This window comes from Hydrogenophaga sedimenti, from assembly GCF_051857515.1.
Classification (GTDB): Bacteria; Pseudomonadota; Gammaproteobacteria; order Burkholderiales; family Burkholderiaceae_C; genus Hydrogenophaga.
Genome location: NZ_JBPZHA010000035.1, coordinates 1 through 1174, shown reverse-complemented (window position 1 = coordinate 1174; position 1174 = coordinate 1). Strand labels below are relative to the sequence as shown.

Annotated in this window: 1 protein-coding gene; it reads right to left on the bottom strand. The window is 63.9% G+C overall.

What is annotated here, in order from left to right:
• Nucleotides 1–136 precede the first annotated feature (136 nt).
• On the bottom strand, nt 137–1099 hold the full coding sequence (locus ACS5NL_RS22685; RefSeq protein WP_374408614.1) for an IS5 family transposase: 963 nt from the start codon (nt 1097–1099) through the stop codon (nt 137–139).
• Nucleotides 1100–1174 lie beyond the last annotated feature (75 nt).

Sequence of the window (1174 nt, the reverse complement as noted above, 5' to 3'; positions counted from 1 at the left end):
GGCTGCGCTGAACAAGTAGCCGAATTGAGTGGCCCGCTGCGCAAAGGGTTGCCGACGCGGGCAAGCGGCGCGATTCGACCGCGTTCGCTGGACATACCAGCCGTGCTCGCGCACCCACCGTGCGCAACGGACGCACTCATACCGCGAGGCGCTGACGCGCCAGGTAGATGTTGGCCAGACCCAGCACCACGAACGAGCGCGTGGCGTTCTTGGCCAGGCCCCGGTAGCGCACCTTGGCAAAGCCCCAGAGCCGTTTGACCACAGCGAAGACGTGTTCGACCCGGGCGCGGACCTTGGACTTGTTGTGGTTTCTGGAGCGCTCGGCCTCGTCGATATCGCCACCCCTGCGCACGCGCTGGTTGGTGAAGTCCTTGGCCTTGGGGGCCTTCGATTCGATCAATGACTTCTGGCTGGCGTAGGCACTGTCGCCATACACACGCTGCTCATTGCCGTGCAGCAGATCGGGCAGCGGGTGCTTGTCGTGCACGTTGGCTGCTGTCACCACAGCGCTGTGCGCCAGCCCGGTGCGGCTGTCCACGCCGATGTGCATCTTCATCCCGAAATACCACTGCTGGCCCTTGCGCGTCTGGTGCATCTCGGGGTCGCGCTGCTTGTCCGCGTTCTTGGTGGAACTGGGCGCGCCGATGATGGTGGCGTCCACGATGGTGCCGGTGCCCACCTTCAAGCCTCGCGCCTGCAGCACCTCCCCCACTTTGGCAAACAATGCCTCGCCCAGTTTGTGCTGCTCCAGCAGGCGGCGAAACTTCAACAGCGTGGTCCCGTCAGGCACACGCTCCCGCCCCAGATCGATGCCCACAAAGCGGCGCAGCGCCGTGCTGTCGAGCAGGGCCTCTTCGCAGGCTTCATCGGCCAGGTTGAACCAGTGCTGCACGAAGTACATCCGCAGCATGCGTTCGAGCCCGATCGGTGGGCGCCCGTTGCCGGCTTTGGGGTAGTGAGGTTCGATGACCGAGCACAGCGCCTGCCACGGCACGATCTGTTCCATCGTCGCCAGGAACGCATCGCGCTTGGTCGGCTTACGGTAGGGCTCGAATCCGTCGCCTTGATCGGCTGCCATCGCCAGGGTCAGTTGCTTCATCTTCACCTTCTTGTCTCGGGTGCATCAATACATGCAAACCTCGCGCCACCCCTGGACTTGTTCAGCGTAGCCCTA